This window comes from Embleya sp. NPDC001921 (genome assembly GCF_053594475.1).
In genome coordinates, this window is sequence record NZ_JBSFEO010000008.1 from 102,971 (window position 1) to 123,935 (window position 20,965).

15 protein-coding genes and 1 riboswitch are annotated in these 20,965 nt (G+C 72.0%); of the genes, 9 read left to right on the forward strand and 6 right to left on the reverse strand.

All coding sequences use genetic code 11. From position 1 onward, the window contains the following. The first annotated feature begins 81 nt into the window (after positions 1-81). The 4 genes from ACWCPW_RS11900 to ACWCPW_RS11915 all read left to right on the forward strand — a co-directional run bounded on the left by ACWCPW_RS11900 (position 82) and on the right by ACWCPW_RS11915 (position 2,679). On the forward strand, positions 82-1,026 hold the full coding sequence (locus ACWCPW_RS11900; protein ID WP_449761415.1) for an EamA family transporter: 945 nt from the start codon (positions 82-84) through the stop codon (positions 1,024-1,026). Positions 1,027-1,028: 2 nt separating this feature from the next. Continuing rightward, complete coding sequence (locus tag ACWCPW_RS11905; RefSeq protein ID WP_449761416.1) at positions 1,029-1,466, forward strand: SDR family oxidoreductase; 438 nt, start codon at positions 1,029-1,031, stop codon at positions 1,464-1,466. After that, on the forward strand, positions 1,418-1,927 hold the full coding sequence (locus tag ACWCPW_RS11910) for a hypothetical protein (protein WP_449761417.1): 510 nt from the start codon (positions 1,418-1,420) through the stop codon (positions 1,925-1,927). The genes ACWCPW_RS11905 and ACWCPW_RS11910 overlap by 49 nt, the downstream gene beginning before the upstream one ends. Before the next feature lie 341 nt (positions 1,928-2,268). Continuing rightward, on the forward strand, positions 2,269-2,679 hold the full coding sequence (locus ACWCPW_RS11915) for a VOC family protein (RefSeq protein WP_449761418.1): 411 nt from the start codon (positions 2,269-2,271) through the stop codon (positions 2,677-2,679). Positions 2,680-2,861: 182 nt separating this feature from the next. On the opposite strand, the gene ACWCPW_RS11920 is transcribed toward ACWCPW_RS11915, so the two are convergent. Next, positions 2,862-4,007, reverse strand: coding sequence for an isochorismate synthase (locus ACWCPW_RS11920; protein WP_449761419.1), 1,146 nt, complete (start codon positions 4,005-4,007; stop codon positions 2,862-2,864). A 750-nt stretch (positions 4,008-4,757) separates the two neighbouring features. Between ACWCPW_RS11920 and ACWCPW_RS11925 the strand changes: the two genes are divergently transcribed. After that, entirely contained in the window at positions 4,758-7,319 is a 2,562-nt protein-coding gene (locus tag ACWCPW_RS11925) for an ATP-binding protein (protein WP_449761420.1), read from the forward strand. Between the two features lie 116 nt (positions 7,320-7,435). Here the strand turns inward: ACWCPW_RS11925 and ACWCPW_RS11930 are convergent, their stop codons facing one another. The 4 genes from ACWCPW_RS11930 to ACWCPW_RS11945 all read right to left on the reverse strand — a co-directional run bounded on the left by ACWCPW_RS11930 (position 7,436) and on the right by ACWCPW_RS11945 (position 12,372). Further along, a complete protein-coding gene (locus ACWCPW_RS11930; RefSeq protein WP_449761421.1) occupies positions 7,436-8,692 on the reverse strand; it encodes an MFS transporter in 1,257 nt (418 codons plus the stop codon). Further along, positions 8,683-9,183, reverse strand: a complete 501-nt coding sequence (locus tag ACWCPW_RS11935) for a MarR family winged helix-turn-helix transcriptional regulator (protein WP_449761422.1) — start codon at positions 9,181-9,183, stop codon at positions 8,683-8,685. Before ACWCPW_RS11935 ends, ACWCPW_RS11930 begins: the two co-directional genes overlap by 10 nt. 157 nt (positions 9,184-9,340) lie before the next feature. Beyond that, the gene (locus ACWCPW_RS11940) at positions 9,341-10,513 is read right to left on the reverse strand and encodes a magnesium and cobalt transport protein CorA (protein ID WP_449761423.1); all 1,173 of its coding nucleotides are present in this window, start codon (positions 10,511-10,513) and stop codon (positions 9,341-9,343) included. Between the two features lie 378 nt (positions 10,514-10,891). Then, positions 10,892-11,071: riboswitch (M-box (ykoK) riboswitch) on the reverse strand. Between the two features lie 86 nt (positions 11,072-11,157). Continuing rightward, positions 11,158-12,372 (reverse strand): MFS transporter, encoded by a 1,215-nt coding sequence (locus ACWCPW_RS11945; RefSeq protein WP_449761424.1) that lies wholly within the window; start codon positions 12,370-12,372, stop codon positions 11,158-11,160. A gap of 154 nt (positions 12,373-12,526) precedes the next feature. Here ACWCPW_RS11945 and ACWCPW_RS11950 point away from each other — a divergent pair, with 154 nt between their 5' ends. The 4 genes from ACWCPW_RS11950 to ACWCPW_RS11965 all read left to right on the forward strand — a co-directional run bounded on the left by ACWCPW_RS11950 (position 12,527) and on the right by ACWCPW_RS11965 (position 19,453). Further along, positions 12,527-13,516, forward strand: a complete 990-nt coding sequence (locus ACWCPW_RS11950; protein WP_449761425.1) for an ArsR family transcriptional regulator — start codon at positions 12,527-12,529, stop codon at positions 13,514-13,516. Between the two features lie 462 nt (positions 13,517-13,978). Beyond that, the gene (locus tag ACWCPW_RS11955; RefSeq protein ID WP_331771990.1) at positions 13,979-14,182 is read left to right on the forward strand and encodes a cold-shock protein; all 204 of its coding nucleotides are present in this window, start codon (positions 13,979-13,981) and stop codon (positions 14,180-14,182) included. Positions 14,183-15,174: 992 nt separating this feature from the next. Continuing rightward, positions 15,175-16,368 (forward strand): elongation factor Tu, encoded by a 1,194-nt coding sequence (gene tuf / locus ACWCPW_RS11960; protein ID WP_449761426.1) that lies wholly within the window; start codon positions 15,175-15,177, stop codon positions 16,366-16,368. Between the two features lie 349 nt (positions 16,369-16,717). Continuing rightward, positions 16,718-19,453, forward strand: a complete 2,736-nt coding sequence (locus tag ACWCPW_RS11965) for a hypothetical protein (protein WP_449761427.1) — start codon at positions 16,718-16,720, stop codon at positions 19,451-19,453. Between the two features lie 112 nt (positions 19,454-19,565). Here the strand turns inward: ACWCPW_RS11965 and ACWCPW_RS11970 are convergent, their stop codons facing one another. Then, on the reverse strand, positions 19,566-20,759 hold the full coding sequence (locus tag ACWCPW_RS11970) for an FAD-dependent oxidoreductase (protein ID WP_449761428.1): 1,194 nt from the start codon (positions 20,757-20,759) through the stop codon (positions 19,566-19,568). Between the last annotated feature and the right edge of the window lie 206 nt (positions 20,760-20,965).

Sequence of the window (20,965 nt, forward strand, 5' to 3'; positions counted from 1 at the left end):
CTTAACGTGAAACTGTTTGACGCCATCCTAACAGGGAGCTACATTCGCCAACGTTGAATAGTTCAACGTTAAGGAGAATAGATGCTCCGGGACCCTAGCCGGTCGGACGCGGGACGCGCGTCCCCGTCCGGCGGCACCCTGGGACTGACCCTGCTGACCGCGACCGCACCGGCCACGTGGGGAACCACCTACCTGGTCACCACCGAGTTCCTCCCGGTCGGCTATCCGCTGGTGTCCGGCGTGATCCGCGCGCTGCCGGCGGGGCTGATCCTGCTCGCCGTCACCCGCCGGCTGCCGCACGGCAAGTGGCTGTGGCGCTCCCTGCTGCTCGGCGCCCTCAACATCGGCGCGCTCTTCGCCCTGCTGTTCGTGGCCGCCTACCGCTTGCCGGGTGGCGTCGCGGGGACCCTCACCGCCGTCCAGCCGCTGCTCGTCGTCGGCCTGGCGTACCTGCTCCTGGGCGAGAAGCCCACCGGTTGGCGGCTGGGCTGGGGGCTGGTCGGTGTGCTGGGCGTCGGGCTGATCGTGCTGCGCGGCCGGCTCTCGTTCGACCTGCTCGGCGTCCTGGCCGGCATCGCGGCCGCCGGCGTGATGGCCGGCGGGATCGTGCTGACCAAACGCTGGGGACGTCCGGCCGGCGTCGGCCCGGCGACCATCGCCGCCTGGCAGCTCACCGCCGGCGGTCTCGTGCTCGTGCCGCTCGCGCTCGTCTTCGAAGGACTCCCGTCCGGACTGGACGCTCGCGCGCTCGGCGGCTACGCGTGGCTGTCCGGTGTGGGCGCCCTGCTTTCCTTCCTGGTCTGGTTCCAGGGCATCGGCAGGCTGCCCGTGGTCGCCGTGTCGTTCCTGGCCCTGCTCTCACCCGTGGTGGCCACGCTCCTGGGTTGGTTGTTCCTGGACGAATCGCTCACTCCGTGGCAGTGCTTCGGGTTCGTGCTCGCGCTGTCCGCCGTCGCCGCCGCGCAACTGACCCCCGAGGTCGTCCGTGACCTGGTCCGAATCCCCGCCACCGCCAAAGGAGAATGAACATGACGCGCACCGTGCTGATCACCGGAGCCACCGGAACCGTGTCCACCGCACTGCTGAACACGCTGACGGCACAGGATGTGGCCGTTCGCGCGCTCGTGCACGACGAGCGCAAGGCGGACGGCCCGCGCGGGCAGGGCGCCGAGGTCTTCGTCGCCGACCTCGACGACGCCCGGTCGCTGCCGCCCGCCTTCGAGGGTGTGCACGACCTGTGGCTGCTCACCCCGAACGGTCCGCGCGCCCCGGAGAACAACATGAACGTGCTCTGGGCCGCCCGCCGGGCCGGCGTGGAGCGTGTCGTGCGCCTGTCCGTGTCGGCGCGGCACACGACGCGCCGAACCGCAGCGGCAGGCTGCACGCGCTGTCCGACCGGGAGACCGAACGTTGCGGCATGCGCTGGACGATCCTGCGCCCGCACTGGTTCATGCAGAACCTGCTGAACGAGGCCGGTGACATCCGGGCCGGCGGCACGTTCTCGCTGAACATGGCCTCGGCGCGGATCGGCATGATCGACGCCCGCGACATCGCCGAGTGCGCCGCCCGGGTGTTGTCGGACGACCCGGATCGCCACCACGGCAACACGTACACCCTCACCGGTCCGCGCTCGCTGAGCTTCGACGAGGTCGCCGAGCAGGCGGGCCGGACCCTCCGCAAACCCACGGCGTACCTGCCGGTCGGCGACGCGGCCAAGCGCGAGACGCTGCTCGGCTACGGCGTTCCGCCGTGGATCGTCGACATGCTCGAGGAGTACGCGCGGGCGTACGCCTCCGGGTGGGGGGATTTCACCACCGGTACGGTCGCCGACCTGCTCGGTCGCCCGCCGCGCGACATCGCCGACTTCGTCCGCGACCACGCGGCGGCGTTCTCGACCGACGACTCCCGGTCGGCGGTGGACGCCTGAGACCGTGACCCGCCGCCCGGCCCGATCGCGCGGGGGCGCGACGCCGGCTCGGCGGCGGGTCCGCGATGACCCGGGCGCGACCCCCGCCGAGCCGCATTCGTGCAGGTCGGCGGGGCTGTCGTGGTGCGACGGTCAGCTCGCGGTTCACCGAACTGGTGGGCATGACGCCGAGCGCGTACCGCGCCGCGGACCACGAAGCCGTGTTGGCGATGCCCACGTGTGTGGCCAAGGTGCGTGTGTGGCCAAGGTGCGTGTGGCCAAGGTGCGTACCCGGCCGATCAGGGAGTCGTCGGTCAGGATTGGAGAAGCGGCTCCCACCACCGCCGTCTAGCGTTGTTCGCATGAACATTTCACTCCAGTACTGCCACATCACCGTCAACGACGTGGACGAGTCGCTCGCCTTCTACCGCGACGGACTCGGCTACGAGGTGCGCAACGACGTCGGCTCGGACGGGTTCCGTTGGATCACCCTCGGCAGCCCCTCCCATTCGGACGCCGAACTCGTCCTGTCCGTGCCGCACGCCGGCCGGTCCGAGGCCGACGGGGACACCCTGCAGGAACTGCTCGTCAAGGGTGTGCTGCCGATGGTCGTCTTCCGCACCGACGATCTCGACGCGACCTTCGAGAGGGTGCGCGCCTCCGGCGCCGAGGTGCTGCAGGAGCCCATCGACCAGCCCTGGGGCCCGCGGGACTGCGCGTTCCGGGACCCCTCGGGCAACATGGTGCGCATCTCGCAGACGCCCAAGGCGTAACAACCGACACACGTACGCGGCTTTCGCGCGCTCGCAGCCCCCGGGGTTCGCCCGCCTCCGAGGTCGGCCGCGCCCGGAAGCCGTTTCGGCGTGCCGTCGATGGGGTCCACGGCGGATCCGGCCCCGCGTGCGTGCACGGGGACCGCGCCGGGGCCGCGCCGGGGCCGCGGTGTACTCGGGGATCACCGGACGGCGGCGCCGTGGCTCCGGACGACCGGAGCCGGTCGCAGGGCGTCCAGCATGGTGGTGAACTCGGCCCTCGTCTCCGCGAGTTCGCGTCTCGGGTCGGATTCGGCGAGGATGCCCGCCCCCGCGTGCAGGCGTACGCCGTCCGGGTCGGTCTGCGCGCAGCGCAGGGCGACGACCCATTGGCCGTCGCCGTGGCGGTTGGTCCAGCCGACGAGACCGCCGTAGTAGTCGCGGGGCCGGGTCTCCAGTCGGCGGATCAGGGTGTGCGCGGCATCGCGGGGCAGGCCGCATACCGCGGGGGCGGGATGGAGCAGGGCGGCCAGCGCGAACGCGGTGGGCGCGGGCCGGCGCAGCCGGGCGCGGATCGGGGTGCACAGGTGCCACAGACGCCCGGCGGCCTTGAGTCGGGGCCGGTCGGGGATGTGCAGGCGGGTGCACAGCGGATGCAGGACGCGGCGCAGTTCGTCGACGACCAGGGCGTGTTCGCGCAGATCCTTGACGGAGGCGGCGAGCGCGTGTGCCGCGGCCAGGTCGCGGACGGGGTCGCGGTGCCGGGTGGCGGTGCCGGCGAGCGGGTTCAGGGCCAGCAGGTCGCCCTGTCGGGTGAGCAGGAGTTCGGGGGAGGCGCCCAGCAGCGCTCGGGCGCCGGGCGTGCCCGGCGGGTCGAGGGCGACGTGGAAGAGATGGGCCAGGGGGTGGAGCCGGTCCAGCAGGGCCAGGGTCGCGACGGGGTCGATGTCGCGGCGCAGGGTCAGCGTCCGGGCCAGGACCACCTTGTGGGCTTCGCCGGCACGCAGGCGGCGCACGGCCTTGGCGACGGCTCCCACATAGGCCGCCTCCCCCCGCGTGTCGACGCGATGGGGTCCGGTCGGTACGGCCGGCGGGCCCGGTCGGCGCTGCCGGGGCGTGGCCGTCACCCGGCCGAGCGCGAGCGCGGCGGGGGTGTCCTCGTCGAAGGGCAGCGCGCCGACGACGCACCAGCGCGGGTCGGCATCGCGCAGTGTTCTCGCGGCCGCGTGCGCGGCCCGGGTGAACTGCCCGGGACCTACCGGGACTTGGGTCGGCAGAGGGGTGGTGGACCGGGCCCGCAGAACGTGCCGGGACGTGGTCAGGAGCCAGTGTGCCGGGTCATGGGACATGATCCGCTCCCGGGGGTCGTGCGGCCGGTGGTGCCGGCCGCGCGGGGACGCACCGTCGTCGACGTGGCGGCGGTGCGGGTGATCGACGGGTGTGATCGGAGGCGGCGGACACGACAACGTCGGCGATGACGCGGGTACGTGACCGGCCCCGGCGGGATCCGCACGCGACGCGCGGCCGCGTCGCCGTGCGCACCGTCCGGTCGATGCCGCCCACCGCACCGGTGACGACGGACGTATTCCTGTCCGCCCCGGTCGGTCGCACGCCGCTCCTTCCGGGCGACCGCGTGGCCGCCCGGCTGTCACTCCACCACCCGAACCCCCTCGCGCGGCAGGGCGTGTGGGGGTGGTGCGCGCGCACCCGGCGGCACCGACGCGCGACCGCGCGCCGTGGCCGCACCCGGAGCCGGCCCACGAGACTCGAACGAGCGTGATCCGCCCCCGGATTCGCCCCGTCGGCCCCGACGGCGCGGGACCCGGGCCGGGACCGATCCCGCCCGGCCGTGCCGACGTTGCCGCGCCCGCGGTCGTGCCCGGCCGGCACGACCGCAGGTGGTCGGCGCGTTCGTCCACGACAATGTCCGGAGCCCGGTCGTCGGAAGTACCGGGTGCGGGCGGGTCGACGCACGGGCGGGGGTCGCCGACCCCGACCCCGGCCTCGCCCGGCCGCGAGCGGACGAACGGAAGGGCTGAGCGCGGGTGGCATACGGACACGGCCGGTGCCGGAAGTCGTCGAAGCGCGCCGCCGCGGAGGTGAGCGGATCCGCCCCGGAGACGAAGACCTCACGACGCGGCGAACTGCGGGTCTACCTCGGCGCGGCGCCCGGCGTCGGCAAGACGTACGCGATGCTCGACGAAGCCCATCGTCGGCTCCGGCGGGGGACCGATGTGGTGGTCGGGGTCGTGGACTGCGGCGGCCGGCCGCTCACCGAGGAGATGCTGGTCGGCCTGGAGATCGTCGCGCCACGCGAACCGGCGCACCGAGACGGCGTGTTCGCCGAGATGGACGTGGACGCGGTGATCGCCCGCGGACCGCGCGTGGCGCTGGTCGACGACCTGGCGCACACCAACGCGCCGGGATCGCGCAACGAGAAGCGGTTACAGGACGTCGAGGAGATCCTCGACGCCGGGATAGACGTGATCTCCACGGTCGACGTGCGGCAACTCGCGTCGCTCAACGACGTGGTCGAGTCGATCACCGGCATCCCCCAGCGCGAGACCGTACCCGACGGCGTGGTGCGTCGGGCCGATCGGATCGAGTTCGTCGACCCGCCTCCCGAGGAGCTGCGCCGCCGACTCGCCGACGGGGACGTGTACAGCCCCGAGCGGGCCGACGCCGCCCTGGCGAACTACTTCCGCCCGGGCAACCTGACCGCGCTGCGCGAGCTGGCCCTGTTGTGGGTGGCCGACCGGGTCGACGAGTACCTGCGCGAACACCGGGACCGGCACGGGTCGGACGCGATGTGGCCGATCCCGGAACGGGTCGTGGTGGCGCTCACCGGCGGGCCGGAGGGCGACACGCTGATCCGGCGGGCGGCGCGGATCGCGGGTCGGGGCGCGGGCGGGGAACTCCTGGCCGTGCACGTGGCCCGCAGCGACGGCCTGTCCGGATCCTCACCGGCCGACCTGGCCCGGCAGCGCCGGTTGGTGGACTCGCTCGACGGCACCTTCCACTCCGTCGTCGGCGACGACGTCCCCGGCGCCCTGCTGGACTTCGCCCGAGCACAGGACGCCACGCAGCTCGTGCTCGGCAGCAGTCGGCGCAAGCCCTGGCAGTACGTCCTGGGCCCGGGCGTGGGCGCCACCGTCGCCGCCCGGGCCGGCGACATCGACACCCACGTGGTCACCCACGAGTACGCCGGTCGCGGGCGGGACGACCGACCCAGGCGCACGGTCACCGCCCGGGGCCGAGCCGTGTCGGCCTGGGTGGTCGCGCTGCTCGGGCCACCGGCGCTGACCGCCGCGCTCGTGCCGATCCGGGGCGACGCCGCGCTGCCCCACGACATGCTCCTGTTCCTGGCCCTGACCGTCGCGGTGGCGCTGTTCGGCGGCCTGTGGCAGGCGGTGACCACCGCCGTGCTCGGCTCGTTGTTCATGGACTACCACATGACGCCGCCGCTGGACACCCTGGACATCGCCGCGCCGGGCAACGTGCTCGCGCTGGTGGTCTTCGTGGTGATCGCGCTGGCGGTGGCGTCGGTCGTCGACCTCGCCGCACGGCGAACCCAGCAGGCCGCGCGTGGTCGGGCCGAGGCGGAGACGCTCGGCTTCCTGGCCGGAAGTGTGCTCAGGGGCGAACGGGCGCTGCCCGCCCTGTTGGAGCGGGTTCGGGTGACCTTCGACATGCGATCCGTCTCCCTGCTGCGCCGGGACGGACCCCGCGGGTCCTGGGAGAGCGTCGGCTCGGTCGGCGCGGATCCGCCGACGCGGCCCGACGCGGCGGACGTCGAGGTCGAGGTGGACGAGTCGCTCGTGCTGGTCCTGTCCGGCCGCCCGGTGCCCGCGGCCACGCGCCGGGTCCTGGGCGCGTTCGCCGCGCAGGCGGCGCTGGTCCTGGAGCGTGGTGCCCTGGTCGCCGAGGCGGCGGAGGTGCGTCGGCTCGACGAGGGCAACCGGGTGGATACCGCGTTGTTCGCCATGGTGGCCCGGGATCTGCGGGCGCCGCTGGCGGCGATCAAGGCCGGGGCGTCGGGTCTGCGGGTGGAGGAGGTCGACTGGGAGCGGGCGGACCGGGCCGAGTTGCTCGCCACGATCGAGGCGGGCGCCGACCGGCTCGACCGGCTGATCGGCAATCTGCTCGACATGAGCCGGTTGCGGATGGGCACGGTCGATCCGTTGCCGAGCGACATCGCGCTGGACGAGGTGATCCCGGGGGCGGTGGCGCGGGCCGCGAGGTCGGGGGTGCGGGTGTCGATTCCGGAGACGTTGCCGAGCGTTCGGGCCGATGCGGAGTTGTTGGAGCGGGTGATGGCCAACCTGGTGGAGAACGCGGTTTTGCACACTCCTGCGGACACGCCCGTGACGGTCGCGGCCGGGACGGTCCGCGGCCGGGTCGAACTGCGGGTGGTCGATCGTGGTCCCGGCCTGCCCGACGACGCCAAGGACCGGGTCTTCGAGGCATTCGCGCGGCACGGTGACGCCCCGCGAAGTCGCGGTGTGGGTCTGGGACTTGCCGTCGCGCGCGGCTTCGCCGAGGTGATGGGCGGCTCGCTCGCCGCCGAGGACACGCCCGGTGGCGGGCTCACCATGGTCTTCGTGCTCCCCGTCTCGACCGGGCCGAACCCGGGTGGGGCGCGGGGCGAACTCACGAGCTGAGGTGCACCCGTCGTGTTCGGGGTGGGGCCCTCGGCCGTCTCGCCCCCATGCCGCGACGGTCACGCGCGACCGGCGGCTCGACCGCGATGTTCCATGCGGCGCGGGCGAGTTGCCGATCAGGACTCGGTGAGTGCGGCCGGGCGGGGAGGTGTCGTCGCGAATCGGCGAAGGCCCGGTGTGGTCGTCGCGACCAGGGCGACCGCGCCGACGCACAGGAGGCCGCCGCTGATCAGTGCCGCCGTCCCCGAGGTGGCGTTCGCGACGAGACCGCCGCGCAGGTTGCCGATGTCCGGCCCGGCCTGTCCGACGATCTGTTCGGCGGCGCCGACCCGGCCGAGGAACTCGTTCGGGGTGTGCAACTGGACGATGGTGTTCCGGGAGATCACGGACACGGTGTCGGCGGCGCCTGCCAGGACCAGGAAGCCAAGCCCCGCCCACGGGTCGGGCGACAGACCGAACAGCGTGAGTGCCACACCCCACGCGGCCGATCCGCCGAGCATCACCAGACCGGGGCGAGGCAGGCGGGTGAAGGTCCCGGAGAACACGGACGCGACGACGCCGCCGACGGCGATGGCGGTCGGGAACAGCCCGAGGGTGCGCGGATTGTCGTCGAACCGCTCGGCGTTGACCAACGGGAACAGGCTGATCGGCATCGACAGCACGGTGGCGGCCAGGTCGGTCAGGAGCGCTCCGCGGATGACGGGGGTACGGACCAGGAAGGCCAGGCCGTCCACCACGCCTCGGAGGCCGGGGCGCACCTGTTCGTCACCGGGGCGCATCCTGGGCAGGCCCAGGGCACCGTGGATCGCCGCGAGGAAGGTGAGGGCGTCGATCAGGTGGCAGGCGCCGACGCCGAACCCGCCCACGATCAGCCCGCCCAGGGCGGGGCCCACCAGCATGGCGCCCTGGAAGGACATCCCGTTCAGGGCCAGCCCGGCCGCGAGTTGCTCCCTGGGCAGCAGGTGCGGGATGAAGGTGCGGGCCGCCGGGCCGCTGCCGGCCACGAAGCAGGATTGCAGTGCGACCAACAGCAGCATGCCCGCCGGCGGGAGGTGTCCCAGGAAGCCCTGGACGGCGAGCAGCAGCGAGCACGACGCCAGGCCGCAGGTGGTGATCAGATAGAACCGCCGCCGGTCCACGCGGTCGACGATCGACCCGGCGAAGAGTCCGAACGCGACGATCGGAAGGGCCTGGGCCAGACCCACGGCACCGGTCCAGGCGGTACTGCCCGTCGTCTGCCAGACCTGGAACATCACCGCTACGACCGCCATTTGGCTGCCCAGGCCGGACAGGGTCCGACCGATCCACAACCGTCGAAACGGTGGTGACGTGCGCAGCGGGGACACGTCGATCAGCGCGTGCCTCACTCCCATGCGGGGTCCCGCGCCAGCTTCTCGGCGATCCGGTCGTGGAAGCTCTTGCGTTCGAGGGCCTGTTCGATGTCGGTGACGACGCGGGTGAGCGGGTAGGGGATCTCCGCCTCGATCTCGGCGATGGCGGCCTCGGTGGCCCGCCACTCCGCCGCCAGTCGGCCGACGATGTCGCGGGCCTCGTCGGTGAGCGTCACCTTCTTGCTGCGCGCGTCCTCGCCCGCGACGGTCCGCACCCAACCGGCCGCGCGCATCGCGGACACCTTCTGGCTGAGCGCCGAATGGGTCCGGCCGACGGACTCGGCGAGTTCGGTGATGGTCATCGGCCCGGTGGCGTGCAGCCGGAGCAGTTCCATCACGAAGCTCGGTTTGAGCCCCTCGATGCGCTTCTCCGCGTACAGCCGGGCGATGTCCGCGTCCATCGACGCCTGGAGCAGCCGCAGAGGACGCCAGTGGCTGTGCCGGGAGGGATCGGGTGTGTGGTCCTGGGGCATGCGGAAATCATAACAGTGCTTATATAAGGACTGTCACATAGTGCCGGACGCCCCCGTGTGCGAGCCGAAGCGGCCCGCCGGGGTGCGTCGGACGCCGGGGGTCGGAGGCGGTGGGTCGGACGTGGTGGGTGGGAGGCGGTGGGTGAAGGGTGGTGGGTCAGAGCCAGTCGCGGCGCTTGAAGACGACGTACAGGCTCAGGCACACGGCGGCCATCATGCCGATCGCGAAGGGGTATCCGTAGGTCCAGGCGAGTTCGGGCATGGTGTCGAAGTTCATGCCGTAGACGGTGCCGATCAGGGTCGGGGCGAACAGGATGGCCGCCCACGAGGAGATCTTCTTGATCTCGTTGTTCTGCGCGTGACCGGCCTCGGCCAGCAGCTTCATCTCCTCGTTCTGGGCCTGGGAGACCAGGGTGGCGTTGAGGGTGAGGATGGCGCCGAGCATCTGCCGGAAGCCGTCGACGCGCTCGGCGGCGGTGGTGGCGTGGTCGGCGACGTCGCGCAGGTAGCGCTGGAGTTCCTCGTCCGTGCCGTACTTCTCGAATCCCGCCTCCAGGCTGCTCATGATCTCCAAAAGCGGGCGGGTGGCGCGCTGGAACTCGATGACCTCGCGGGAGAGTTCGTAGATCCGGCGGGAGACCTTGGGGTCGCCGCCGAAGACCTCGGTCTCGATCTCGTCGATGTCGTTCTGCAATCCCGCGATGACCGGGGCGTACCCGTCGACCACGGCGTCCAGCACCGCGTACAGCACCGCCTCCGGGCCCAGCGCGAGCAGTTCGGGGTCGCCTTCGAGCCGATTGCGTACCGCGGCCAGGTCCGGGGACTCGGAGTGGCGCACGGTCAGCACGAACTCCGGGCCGACGAACAGGTGGATCTCGCCGAAGTCCACCTGCTCGCTCGCGTCCAGGTAGCGAGCGGCCCGCAACACCACGAACAGCGTGTCGCCGTAGCGCTCCAGCTTGGGGCGCTGGTGCGCGACGATGGCGTCCTCGACGGCCACCTCGTGCAGATCGAAGCGCTCGGCGGCGGCCAGCAACTGGGCCTCGGCCGGCTGGTACAGCCCGATCCAGGTCAGCGTGCCGGGCTCGCCGGGCAACTTGCGGTAGATCTCCTCCGGCGTCGCCGGCGCGTCGATCCGCCGCCCCTGCCGATACACGGCGGCGTCGACCACACTGTGCGCCAGGGACACCTCGACGGAGACCTGCGGGTCGGCTCGCGGGTCCATCGAGTGTTCGGGGGCCGGCTGCGCCCGGTTGCCGTGGGTCGAGTGGGTCGGCCGGACGAACGGCCGCTTTCCGGCACGGACCGCACGCGCACGCCAGTCGGACATGACAGGAACCTCCAGAGGGGATACACCCGCCGCGGGCGTCACCCCACTCCACCACCGCGCGCCTGCCCGGAAGGCACGGCGAGGTGGCGAAGCGGCGAACAGCCGGTACCGCGACGGGGGCATCCCGCGGCAGCCCACCCACGGCGGACCGGCGTCGCAGCCCCGGTGCCGAGACTCAGCAGGACAGGGGCGGACGCGAGGTCGCGCGCGAGGACCGGCGCGGGACGCGAGGGGGACGGGACGAGGACGGGGACATCGCTGGGTGGGGTCGACTTCGACCCGGACTACTGCATGCCACAGCTCTCACCTCCTTGCCCTCGGACGCCCGACGGCGTCGCCGATCGTGGCAACAGGAGGCCCGGCCCGCGGATCGCGGACGGCGCACCCCTTGTCTCGTCAGAGCTTTGGCACGCCACGGCGTAGCGCCCGGGAGTCCGCGCGCAGCCACTTGGGGTCACCCCTTAAGCCGGGGAGACCTGTCCTGAACCTGGGCGTCTCTCGACGTCGTGGGGTCAGTGGCCTGTGTCCGTGACGACGCCTCACCGAACGAGGTGCCCGCACAACTCGGGCCAGTCTAGACCCGTCCCGCGAACGCCCGGTACACGGTTTCCGGCCCACATCGCGATCCGAGCGACGCGGGGTGTTCACGCGTCGGTGTGGGCGCGGTCCGCCAGGCACGATCGGCTCGTGCGCGATCCTCTGCCGTACGGCACCGCGAGGTGGCGGGCCAGGGCGAGCGCGGCGAGGAACGCCAGGAGCGCGCACACCCCGGGCCACCCGGCCCGGCCGTGGACGCGTACCCCGATCCAGGAACCCGCGCTGCCGCCGAGGTAGGCACAGGTCATGTAGGCGGTGTTGAGCCGGCTTCGGGCGTCGGGGCGCAGCGCGAACACCCGGGCCTGGTTGGCGACCATGCCGGACTGCATCGCGACGTCGAGCACCAGGGTGCCGAGCACCAGGGCGACCAGGCCCGACGTGCCGCCCAGGGCGCCCGCGGCGAGGACCGGGGCACAGCCGAGGACCGCGAGCAGGCAGACCAGGTTCACCGTGTCGGGTCCCCTTCGGTCGACCAGCCGTCCGGCGATCGGGGTGCAGACCATGGTCGCCGCGCCGACCAGCGCGAGCATTCCCACCGCGTGGGCGCCCAGGTCGTACGTGGGGCCGGTGAGCAGCAGTGTCAGGCAGGTCCACACGGCCGAGAACCCGGCGAAGACGGTCGCCTGGTAGAAGCAGGAGCGGCGCAACTCCGGTTCGGCGCACAGCAGGCGCAGGGGTTCGGCCAGGAGGGCCGGGTACGGCCGGCGCGAGGGCGGGACCGTCTTGGGCAGGATGCGCGCCAGGACGACGGCGAGCAGCAGCACCAGGGTCGCCGCCACCAGGTAGGGCGCGCGCCACCCCAGCCATTCGCCGAGGGACCCGCCGAAGGTGCGGGCCAGCAACATGCCGCCGATCGAGCCGCTCAGCAAGGTGCCCATCATCGCGCCGCAGCGCTCGGCGGCGACCAGCCCGGCCGCGAGCGGGCCGACGATCTGGGCGGCCACGGTGGTGACGCCGACGAGGGTGCTCGCGGCGACCAGGGGCGGCAGGGTCGGCGCGCAGCCGGCGGCCAGGAGGGCGACGCCGGTGAGGGCGAGCAGGGTGACCATGAAGGTGCGGTGGGGGAGTCGGTCGCCGAGCGGCACCAGGAGGAAGATTCCGGCGGTGTAGCCGATTTGGGTCGCGGTCACCACCAGCGCGGCGGCGCCGGGGGACTCGTGCAGCCCGGCGGCGATCAGTGGGCTGATCGCCTGCGGGAAGTAGATGTTGCCCACGCCGACGGCGCAGGTCAGGGACAGGATCAGGACCAGGCCGCGGCTCATCGCGCGTCCACCGACTCGCGCGTGTCCACGGTGTCGGCGACGCGGCGGGTCGTTCCGGGGGAGGGCACCGGGGGCCGGGGGCGGGCTGCGTGTGTCATGTGTGGCAGTTCACGGCACCCGTGCCGCGCCGCCAATGGATGTAGCGTATGGCTTGATGATCAGCTTCGAGCTCGGCGTCGAGGACCTCGCGGACACGCGGTTCGCCCTCTCGCCCCTGCACGAGACCGTGGTCAGTCTGCGGGTGTTGCGCGAGCCGGGACTGGCCGCGCTGCACCTGCCGTGGCGCAGAGCGGTTCTGGGCGAGCTCCGGGCACTCGACACCGAACTGCTGATGTCGTTGGTCGCGGCCAGGCTTACCCTGCCCGACTTCCTGACGCCGCGACCGGCGACCTTCGCGGCGACCTTCGACGAGGAACTGGCCGTCGTGCGACGCACGCCCGCGGATCTGGTGCGGCGCGATCTGTCGGCCGCGCACGCTCCGGACCCGCTGCCGGCCGCGCTGCTCGACGCCGGCGCCGACGACGACGCGCCGGTGCTCGCGCTTCGCGACGCCATCTGCGAACTCCTGCGGCAGTACTGGGAGATCGCCGTCGAGCCGACGTGGCCGCGGATGCGCCTGCTGCTGGAGGCGGACATGACCTACCGCGCGCGGCAACTGGCCGTGGGCGGCGCCCGCCTGCTGTTCGCCGACATGCACCCGAATCTGCGCTGGCACAACGGGGTGCTGCGGATCGACAAGATGATCGGCCGGCATCACGTCGCGGCGTCGGGTCGGGGCCTGCTGCTCGTTCCGTCGGTGTTCGCGCACAAGCCCGCGCCCCCGGTCAGCCCGGAGGAACCACCGTCGCTGGCCTACCCCAGCCGCGGTGTGGCGACGCTGTGGGCACGCCCGCCCGTCGCCGACCCGGCCGCCCTGGTGTCCCTCGTGGGTGCGCCGAAGGCGGGACTGCTGGGCCTCCTGGACGAGCCGCTGCCCACGGTCGAGATCGCCCGCCGGCTCGGGGTCACCCCGAGCGCGGTGTCCCAGCACCTGCGCGTGCTGTACGCCACCGGCCTGGTCACCCGGGCGCGCGACGGACGCAAGGTGTTGTACCGTCGCGCGCCGCCGGGCGACGAACTGCTGGGTCGGGGTCGATCGGGGTAGCCGCGCGGTGCGCGAGGAGTCCGGGGGTCAGTCGGGCGAGGCGCTCGGGGTGGGGCCGGTCGCGGTGGGGTCGGACGTGGCGAGGTCGGGGCCGGCGGCCATGCGGGCGGTGGCGACGTATCGACCCAGCATGGGCGCATCGAGCCGGGGGAGGGGTCGCCGAATTTCGTCCAACCGTCGGCAGGTGGGCGCATTCCGGGAGTTCGACCGAAATCCGTACCCGAGGGCACTCTCGGACCCCCGAGCCGGTGTTGCGCTCGTGACGGTTTGGTCGGGGACATGGCGCGGCGAACCCTGCTCGGGTACGGTCGTTCCCCAGTAGTCGTGGCTCGACGTTCGTTCGCCCGTGATCGCGATCACGGGCGATTTTGCTGTCCACAGCGCTTCTCGGACCATGGCGATCACCTCCGGGCCCGCACCTCGCGTGGCGCGATTCCATACATCTGATCGAGGAGTTCGACCGTGGCCAGTGGCACCGTGAAGTGGTTCAACAGCGAAAAGGGCTTCGGTTTCATCGAGCAGGACGGCGGCGGCCCCGACGTCTTCGCCCACTACTCGAACATCTCCGGCAGTGGGTACCGTGAGCTTCTCGAGGGGCAGAAGGTGACCTTCGATGTCACGCAGGGCCAGAAGGGCCCGCAGGCGGAGAACATCGTCGCCTCCTAGTACGTCGCCGGCCGCGGTGGCCGCAGGCCACCGCGGCACGACACATTTCGACCGATAATCCCGCGCCGCGCAGCCGGCCCGCGGGGTCACATCCCGGCGGAGCCGACCCGGTAGGGAACCGGCGGGCCAAAGCACCGCACCGCCCCCGGTGGCTTCGTCGGCACCTTCAGCCCGACCACGCGGGCCCTGGGCATCCTGGTCCCGGCCCGCGCCGGTGTGGCACCCCCGGCAGCGGCCGTCGCCCGGCCGGCGCGGACGCGGTGCGCAGACGGCGGCTTCGCCGGTTCGATGATCGTTGCGGGCAGCGGGCAGCGGGCAGCGGGCAGTCGGCGTGGTACCGACTTCGCCACGACCGGACCGGTGATCCAGGCATCGCGGGTGGCTCCCGGCACCGAGGCGATCGCGCCGCTGTCGTCGCCGTCGTTGCCGCCCGGCGGCGAGCGACCCGACCCGGCCACGGCGTCCGCCCTCGGCGCCACCGGCGCCACCGGCGACACCGGCGCGTCGACCAACGGCCCCGGAGGCGACGGCGGTTCGAGCGGGGGATCCTCCTCCGGCGGGCCGGCAAGGCACGCGGCGGTGGTGGGGCCTGGCCTTGACCGGCAGCAACGCGCCCACTCCGGTGGCGACATCCCTCGGCCTGCTCGCCGCCGGCTGTGCGGTGTTCGTCGCGGCGCGGCGATGCGAGGGCGGGTACGTGCGACGCCACCGACCCGGCGGATGGGCGGGCGTACGAGCGGGCGGGTGGTGTCGACGCTCGGCACCACCCGCCCGCTGCCGCTTTCGGGGGGCGGGGCGAGCGTGGGGATCCGGGAGGCTCGTCGCGATCCCGATATGGTTACTCTGTGCGTCGGTATGACCACCACTGGTGACCTCCGATGTCGGGACGCATCTCCCGGCGCGGCCGTCGTACTCGCGCGTTGTCCCATCGGAGGAATGGACGGTGAGTCGGTGAGATCGGGTCGGCCCGTCCGGGCAAGAGGAGGATTCACATGGCGAAGGCGAAGTTCGAGCGGACCAAGCCGCACGTCAACATCGGCACCATCGGTCATGTCGACCACGGCAAGACGACGCTGACCGCGGCCATCACCAAGGTGCTGCACGACGCCCATCCGGAACTGAATCCCTTCACGCCGTTCGACGAGATCGACAAGGCGCCGGAGGAGCGGCAGCGCGGCATCACGATCTCGATCGCGCACGTCGAGTACCAGACGGAGAGCCGGCACTACGCGCACGTCGACTGCCCGGGGCACGCCGACTACATCAAGAACATGATCACCGGCGCGGCCCAGATGGACGGCGCGATCCTCGTGGTCGCCGCCACCGACGGCCCGATGCCGCAGACCAAGGAGCACGTGCTGCTGGCCCGCCAGTCCGGGGTGCCCTACATCGTGGTCGCGCTGAACAAGGCCGACATGGTGGACGACGAGGAGATCCTGGAACTGGTCGAGCTCGAAGTCCGCGAACTCCTCAACGAGTACGAATTCGACGGCGACAACACCCCGGTGGTGCAGGTCTCGGCGCTCAAGGCCCTGGAGGGCGACAAGGCGTGGGGCGAGAAGCTGCTCGGCCTGCTGAAGGCCGTCGACGAGAACATTCCGCAGCCCGCGCGCGACGTCGACAAGCCGTTCCTGATGCCGGTCGAGGACGTCTTCACGATCACCGGCCGCGGCACCGTGGTCACCGGCCGGATCGAGCGCGGCGTGCTCAAGGTCAACGAGACCGTCGACATCATCGGGATCAAGCCGGAGAAGACCACCACCACGGTCACCGGGATCGAGATGTTCCGCAAGCTGCTCGACGAGGGCCGAGCCGGGGAGAACGTCGGTCTGCTGCTGCGCGGCATCAAGCGCGAGGACGTCGAACGCGGCCAGTGCATCATCAAGCCGGGCTCGACCACCCCGCACACCGAGTTCGAGGCCACCGCCTACATCCTGTCCAAGGACGAGGGCGGCCGGCACACCCCCTTCTTCAACAACTACCGCCCGCAGTTCTACTTCCGCACCACGGACGTCACCGGCGTCGTGACCCTCAAGGAGGGCACCGAGATGGTGGTGCCCGGTGACAACGCCGAGATGACCGTGAACCTGATCCAGCCCGTCGCGATGGAGGAGGGTCTGCGCTTCACCATCCGCGAAGGCGGACGTACGGTCGGCGCGGGCCAGGTCACCAAGATCAACAAGTAACCCTCGCTGCCGAACAGGGGTCGCAAGGCCCGGACTTCGTGTTCCGGGAGCGGCAGGTCGTCCATCCGCGCGACGCCGGATCGACGACCGCCGCTCCGCGCGACGCCGTCGTGACGTCGACCGCCCGGTCCGCCCGCCTCGGGACGGGATCGCCGCCTTCGAACACAATGTGACGTCTTTCGCCGTATCGCCCCGATCTCTGTGTCGCGCGTGCCAGACTCCGACTCGGGAGCAACCAGCGGCGCGTACACGGGCATTCCAGCCGTGCATACACGGTCATTCCGGCCGTGCGCCGAACGGGAAGAGCTTCCCGGCCCGCACCTCCACCCTCGGCGGACGGAGAGAGCACGTGGCACTGATACGACACAAGAGCACCGGATTCGCGGGCGCGTTCGCCTCTCCCGCGACTTCCTGGCAGGCGTTCTTCCTGCGCGGCGACAAGGTCGCCGTGATCGACGAGAACGGCCTCGCCTACAACGGCGACCTGGCCGGTGCCGGGGGCGGCAAGCTGGGCGGCGTGCCCGACCCCTATCGGTTCCACACCGACGGCCTGCTGCAACTGCCCGACGACGCGCACGGATCGTGGCAGACGATGTTCGTGCGCGGCGACGGCGCGCTGCTCTACAACTGGGAGCGCGGCGTCATCCGGGACGTGCCGTGGACGCGGAACGACAACTGGGGCATCGCGCTTCCCGCCGGATACCGCTCGGGAATCGACGCGATGTCGCAGGCGCCGAACTCGGCCGACGGCAACTGGCGCACGTACTTCTTCAAGGGACCGCGCGTGCTGACCCTGCACTGGGTGACCGGTGTCGAACGCGAAGGCCTGATCACCGAGGGCCCGGACCCGGCGGGCTGCGCCGGATGGGCGCGACTGCCCGCCGACTTCCGGGCCGACCTGGACCACGTGCTCGCGCTGCCCCCGACCGCCGACGGCACGCGCCGCTCGCTGCTGATCCGGGGCGAGATCGGCTGCGTGCTCGACTGGGGGAGCGGCGTGGAGAAGACCGGCCCGCTCGCCACGCTGATGCCCGGCCTGGCCGCGCTGCCCGCCCCGTTCACGACGCAGTACCGCCCGGTCAGTGGTCGGTATGTGGGCGTCGAGGGCGCCAGTCGCGTCGAACTGCGGCTGGACGTCGACGGCGACCGGGCGCTCAACACGGTCAGCGGCGACGTGTTCACCGTCACCGGTGGCACCACGACGTATACCAACTCCTTCCGCGCGGGCGGCGTGGACGCGCTGGTGTCCGAGCACCAGGTGCAGATCAACGTGACCGGCTCGGTACTGTTCGCCAACCCCTCCACGCGCACCGACCTGCAGGTGGTCGTCCCCCGAAGCGCCGTCGGGCAACCGCAGGGCAACGCCGACCTGATCCTGGCCGTCCCGGCCTGGGACGACGGAGACCAGTGGTCGGCGGCGTACGAATCCACGGCCTTCCGCAGCGTGGACGTGGAGACCGACCACATCGCCGGCACGGTTCCGTTCACGTGCTACGACACCTCGCGCGGTCCGGCGCCCGCCTGGGATCGGCACCGGGTCGCGACGGTTCCCGGCGCGTACGCCGAAGCCGGGATCGAACTGCGCGCGGCCGGCACCACCAACGTGGCCACCGACGCCTCCGGCGCCGACCTGCGCTGGTCGGAGGCCGAACTGCACGCGTCGATGGTGGCCAATTTCGGCCTGCAACGCGACGTCCCGCAGTGGAAGTTGTGGACGTTCGTGACGACCCGGCACACCAAGAACGGCGTCATCGGCGTCATGTTCGACCAGAGCGGCGCGCAGCGCCAGGGCATGGCGGTGTTCCACAGCGCGCTCGCCGACTTCGGACTGGTCGGCCGGAACCACGAATTCCACACCTACGTGCACGAGTTGGGTCACGCCTTCAACCTGTTGCACGCGTGGCAGAAGAACCTGGCCCGGCCGCCCGCACCGCTCGGCCCGAACAACGGCTTCGGCGACCTGTCCTGGATGAACTACCCGCAGAACTACCAGGGACCGTCCGGCGACAACGGCGAGGACGCGTTCTGGGGCGCGTTCGCGTTCCGATTCTCCGACGACGAACTGCGGCACCTGCGGCACGGCTTCTACCGGCACGTCGTGCCCGGCGGCGACAACTTCGTGGTCGACTCGGCGCTCGACCTCGGCGGCGCCGAGGTCGCCACGGTCCCGATCGGCGACGAGTCCGGGCTGCGCCTGGAGGTGGGCGGCAAGACCACGTTCGAGTACGGCGAGCCGGTCATGGCCGAACTCAAGCTGACCCGCACCGGTACCCGGGGAGATGTGCGCGTCGTCCCCGAACCGAACCCCAAGAGCGAGCACGTCGCGATCTTCGTCGGCGACCCGCAGGGCCGCACCCGATTGTTCCGGCCGATCGCGCGGCTGTGTACCGGTCACGGGCCGGGCGCGCCGTTGCGGACCCTGACCGAGGCCGAACCGGCCGTCTACGACACGGCCTTCATCGGGTACGGCAGCGACGGCCTGTACTTCTCCGATCCCGGCCGGTACAAGGTCACCGCCGTGTATCTCGCGCCGGACGGCTCCCGGGTGGTCTCCGACTCGCGGGTCATCCGCGTCCGGCACCCGGTCACCCGCGTCGAGCAGGAGGTCGGCGACCTGTTGATGGGCGACCAACAGGGCACGCTGCTCGCCCTGCTCGGTTCCGACGCGCCGCAACTGCGGCACGGGAACGACGCGTTGGCGGAAATCGTGGAGAAACACGGCAAGCACCCGCTCGCCGCGTACGCCCGCCTGGTGCGCGGTGCCAACGCCGGGCGCCACTTCCAGCATCTGCGTGACGGGCGGGTCCAGGTCCGCGAACCAGACATCAAGGAGAGCATCACCCAACTGTCCGCCGCGATCGCGGCGTCCAAGGGCGACGACGGCCTGGACAACATCACCCTCAACGCCGCGATGCGCCGGCTGGCGACGGTGCACGCGAAGGAGGGCGACGTCGCACAGGCCGCGGTCGTGCTGGACAGGATGGTCGGGCACTTCCGCTCCAAGCACCTGCCGGCCCAGGTGCAGCGCCGGATCGAGGCCCAGGCCGCCGAGACCCGCGCACAGATCGCCGAGACCGCCGACTGACCGACCGCCGAGCCGTGTTCATGGGTGTCGAGGCGGCCCGGAGGAATCCTCTCCGGGCCGCCTCGGCCGCCGCTCCCGTGCGGCATCGGGGGTGCGCACGATGTACGGGACGTCAATGCCGGGTGCCGGCTCCGGTGGATGCGGCGGGGGTCCTCGGTGCCGTGGCGAGCTCGGAGAGGTTCATGGCCAGGGTGTGGTGGACGGCCGGGAGCCAGTCCAACGCGCGCAGCAGGGTGTTGCGGACACCCCGGAGCGGGCCGGAACCGACGGTGGCGACCCTGGTCATGCGGTGCGTGAAGGCGACCACCTGCTCCGCGACCGGGCGGCGTTCGCGTTCGTACTCGTCCAGCACGTCGTGCCCGGTGCGGAGCGTCGTGGCGAGCTTGTCGCCGAGCACGAGCGCGTCCTGGATCCCGATGTTCATGCCCTGTCCGCCGGCCGGGCTGTGCACGTGCGCCGCGTCCCCCGCGAGCAGGAGCCGCCCGGCGCGATAGCGGTCGGCGAGTCGGTGGTGCACGCGAAAGCGCGAACTCCACACCACGTCCGACACCCGCACCCGATGCGCGCGGGGACCTCGGGTGTCGAGCAGGCCCTGGACGTACGCGGCGTCCGGGCGCGCGGGCGCGTCGTCCACGGTGGCCACGACGCGGTGTCGACCGCCCGGCAGCGGGGCGACCACCGTGACCCCCTCCGGGGCCAGGTAGAGCCGCAGTTCATCGTCGCCGTAGGGCCGGTCCAGGCGGATGTCCGCCAGCACGAAGGACTCGGGGTAGCTGTCACCGGTGAAGGCGATCCCGGTGTACTCGCGCACCGTGCTGTGCATGCCGTCCGCGCCGACCACGTACCGGGCGCGGACGCGCGCACCGTCGTCCATGGTCGCGACGACCCCCTCGGCGTCCTGCGCGAGATCGACGAGCCCGTACGGCCGCAGCACCGTTGCGCCGGCCGCGTGCAGTCGCCCGAGCAACACCTCCTCGGTGACGTTCTGCGGGATCAGCAAGGTGAACGGATAGTCGGTGGGCAGATCGTCGAATCCGACACCGAGCAGCGTGCGGTCGTGGTCGTTGACGCTGAAGCGGGAGACGGTCAGGCCGCGTTCGACGAGTTCGTCGCTCGCGCCGATCTCCCGCAGGACTTCGAGGGTCCGGGCGTGTACGACCGCCGCGCGCGAGGTGTCGGCGACCGTCGCGGCACGGTCCACCAGGACCACGCCGATCCCGCTCGAGGCCAGGTGGGTGGCCAGGGTCAGGCCGACCGGCCCGGCGCCGACGATCAGGACGTCCGTGTCGGAGGGAAGGTGTGGCATCGCTTGCTCCCGGGTGGTTGTGATCCGGGTTCCGAAACTAGGCGCCGGGCACGCCGGCGGATTCCGTCGAATGACTGGGGTGTCCGGTACGCATGGCCGGGGCGCGGGCGGAGGCACGTCCGGGGTGCCGAGATCGTGCACCGGTGCGGGTCGTTAGGCTCGTGCCGTGTCTCGGCCTTCCTCGACCCCGATCCCGGGCGTGCATC

What these genes read in the sequence shown, in the direction of transcription:
- ACWCPW_RS11910 (WP_449761417.1), top strand. Translation starts at nt 1,418, where the DNA reads ATGCGCTGGACGATCCTGCGCCCGCACTGGTTCATGCAGAACCTGCTG.
- ACWCPW_RS11930 (WP_449761421.1), bottom strand. Translation starts at nt 8,692, where the DNA reads ATGGGAGTGAGGCACGCGCTGATCGACGTGTCCCCGCTGCGCACGTCA.
- ACWCPW_RS11945 (WP_449761424.1), bottom strand. Translation starts at nt 12,372, where the DNA reads ATGAGCCGCGGCCTGGTCCTGATCCTGTCCCTGACCTGCGCCGTCGGC.
- ACWCPW_RS11905 (WP_449761416.1), top strand. Translation starts at nt 1,029, where the DNA reads ATGACGCGCACCGTGCTGATCACCGGAGCCACCGGAACCGTGTCCACC.
- ACWCPW_RS11940 (WP_449761423.1), bottom strand. Translation starts at nt 10,513, where the DNA reads ATGTCCGACTGGCGTGCGCGTGCGGTCCGTGCCGGAAAGCGGCCGTTC.
- ACWCPW_RS11970 (WP_449761428.1), bottom strand. Translation starts at nt 20,759, where the DNA reads ATGCCACACCTTCCCTCCGACACGGACGTCCTGATCGTCGGCGCCGGG.
- ACWCPW_RS11915 (WP_449761418.1), top strand. Translation starts at nt 2,269, where the DNA reads ATGAACATTTCACTCCAGTACTGCCACATCACCGTCAACGACGTGGAC.
- ACWCPW_RS11900 (WP_449761415.1), top strand. Translation starts at nt 82, where the DNA reads ATGCTCCGGGACCCTAGCCGGTCGGACGCGGGACGCGCGTCCCCGTCC.
- tuf (WP_449761426.1), top strand. Translation starts at nt 15,175, where the DNA reads ATGGCGAAGGCGAAGTTCGAGCGGACCAAGCCGCACGTCAACATCGGC.
- ACWCPW_RS11920 (WP_449761419.1), bottom strand. Translation starts at nt 4,007, where the DNA reads ATGTCCCATGACCCGGCACACTGGCTCCTGACCACGTCCCGGCACGTT.
- ACWCPW_RS11950 (WP_449761425.1), top strand. Translation starts at nt 12,527, where the DNA reads ATGATCAGCTTCGAGCTCGGCGTCGAGGACCTCGCGGACACGCGGTTC.
- ACWCPW_RS11935 (WP_449761422.1), bottom strand. Translation starts at nt 9,183, where the DNA reads ATGCCCCAGGACCACACACCCGATCCCTCCCGGCACAGCCACTGGCGT.